2 protein-coding genes and 1 pseudogene are annotated in these 1,955 nt (G+C 71.3%); 2 read left to right on the top strand and 1 reads right to left on the bottom strand.

All coding sequences use genetic code 11. The features are described from left to right. Both ABZZ74_RS53935 and ABZZ74_RS53930 read left to right on the top strand, forming a co-directional pair. Window positions 1–634, top strand: a pseudogene (locus ABZZ74_RS53935) (helix-hairpin-helix domain-containing protein); the annotation flags it as partial. A gap of 293 nt (window positions 635–927) precedes the next feature. Further along, window positions 928–1,209 (top strand): hypothetical protein, encoded by a 282-nt coding sequence (locus ABZZ74_RS53930; protein WP_356951416.1) that lies wholly within the window; start codon window positions 928–930, stop codon window positions 1,207–1,209. Here the strand turns inward: ABZZ74_RS53930 and ABZZ74_RS53925 are convergent. Then, window positions 1,164–1,955 (bottom strand): SDR family oxidoreductase (locus tag ABZZ74_RS53925; RefSeq protein ID WP_356951415.1); only part of this gene is annotated, 792 nt, incomplete at its 5' end. The two genes, ABZZ74_RS53930 and ABZZ74_RS53925, sit on opposite strands and share 46 nt — an antisense overlap.

The raw sequence follows: 1,955 nt of genomic DNA, 5'->3' as shown, positions 1-1,955 counted from the left end.
ACCCTCCACAACCCGGCCGACATCACCCGCCGCGACCTGCGCCTGGGCGACCACGTCATGGTCCACCGGGCCGGCGACGTCATCCCCCGCATCGAGGCCCCCGTCGCCCACCTGCGCACCGACGACGAACAGCCCATCGTCTTCCCTGAAGCCTGCCCGCGCTGCGGATCCGGCATCGACACCAGCCAGGAACGCTGGCGGTGCGAGCAGGGCCGCAACTGCCACCTGGTCGCCTCCCTGTCCTACGCCGCCGGCCGCGCCCAGCGCGACATCGAAGGCCTCGGCGCCACCCCGCGTCGTCCAGCCCGTCGACGCCGGTCTCGTGGCCGATCTCGCCGACCTGTTCACCCTCACCCGCAACCAGTTGCTGGGCCTGGAGCGGATCGGTGAGACCAGCACCGACAACCTGCTGGCCGCCATCGCCGCGGCCAAGGGCCAGCCGCTGTCACGGGTCCTGTGCGCGCTCGGGGTGCGCAGCACCGGCCGGTCCATGTCCCGACGCATCGCCCGGCACTTCGCCACCATGGACAACATCCGCGCCGCTGACGCGGACGCGATGCAGCAGGTCGAGGGCATTGGCACCGAAAAGGCGCCCTTGATCGTGGCCGAGCTCGCCGACCTCGCCCCGCTCATCGGGTCCATGTCGGTGCACAGCGCATCGGCGAAGCGACCGGGCCGGAAGTAGATCAAGGCGGCGAGCTGTGCGATCCGGGGGCCGTGCCCTGAGGCGGACACGCCGCCGACCTCGACCGGCCCCAGAACACGGATCTCCGGGGCATGCAGATCGTGGGCCTCCGCCTCGGAGGAACTCCTGGCAGTGAAGATCCCCCGCCCATGGCACGCTCAGGCTGTCGCGGTGCGGCGGCTTTCTGCGGATCATCGGGAGCGCGGGCGTGGCCTGTCGGCCGGCTGGGTCGTTGAGCGGATGTGAGTGTGCTACAGCGTGAGGGCGGCAGTGTGGTTTCCGCTGAGCTGAGCGGCGGGTACTGGCTGGAGGGTGAACCGGGGGCCTGCCGGCAGTGCGGGACGGGTCAGGCGAGCGGCGTGGCGCTGTACGGCTTCCGGCGGCAGCGGATCCGCTGGGAACGGCACGCCGGCACCCACCCGGCGCTCCTCGAATCCGCCCGCCGTCCGATCATCCACCGACAACTCGGCGCAGGCCGCTACGACCTGTCGGGCGGCGGCAACAACCCGGCCGCTACGAAGTAGGAGAAGTACCGTTCGAGGATCTCGGGGCCGACCGCCGGGAAGTCCCAGCCGACGTCGGCGAGCCCCGCCAGGAGGTTGCGCCGGTCGTAGCATGTGGGAACGTTGCCCGGCACGGCGCGAGTCCCACTGGTGAGCAAAGCGACGGCGTGGAGGGAACCGGAGCCGGAGACGGGCGTGTCGGCGGCGGCTTTCTCCACGCGCTTCCGCCATACGGACGGGGAGACCCTTTCCATCGGGTACCCGAACTCCTGCGCGTAGTCCAGCACGGCGTCCGCGGCCGTGCCTGCGGGGGCCGCGATGTTGTAGGTCCGGCCGTCGGGCCGCTGGGTGAGGGCCAGATGGACAAAGGCCCGCGCGGCGAAATCTACCGGTACCAGGTTCTGCCGCTCGACTGTGCCGTCGTCGCGCACGGGCCGGGCCCCGATCTCGGCGCATGCCCGCACCTTGTGCCAGAACCCGTCGTCGGGCCCCATGGCCCCGGTCTCGGTGTGGCCGCTGATCCGGGCCAGCCGGTATGTCGCGGTCGGAATGCCGCGATCGCGAGCCAGCCGGCCGATGGCTTCCCCGACCCACTTGGTGCACGCGTAGCCGTTGGTCCCGATGGCGTCCGGAGGGCTCAGCCAGTCCTCCGGCAGCGTGTCGGGGTCCTTCGCGACGACCTTGCACATCCCTGACGCACGCCCACCGCCGGACCACCTCCGTACCCTCACCGGACCATCACGCAGGCACCGTACGATCTCCTCCCC

Origin of the sequence: Streptomyces sp. NPDC006476, from assembly GCF_040612015.1 — a bacterium.
Lineage (GTDB): Bacteria > Actinomycetota > Actinomycetes > Streptomycetales > Streptomycetaceae > Streptomyces > Streptomyces griseorubiginosus_B.
This window is presented reverse-complemented; position numbering and strand designations above follow the sequence as displayed.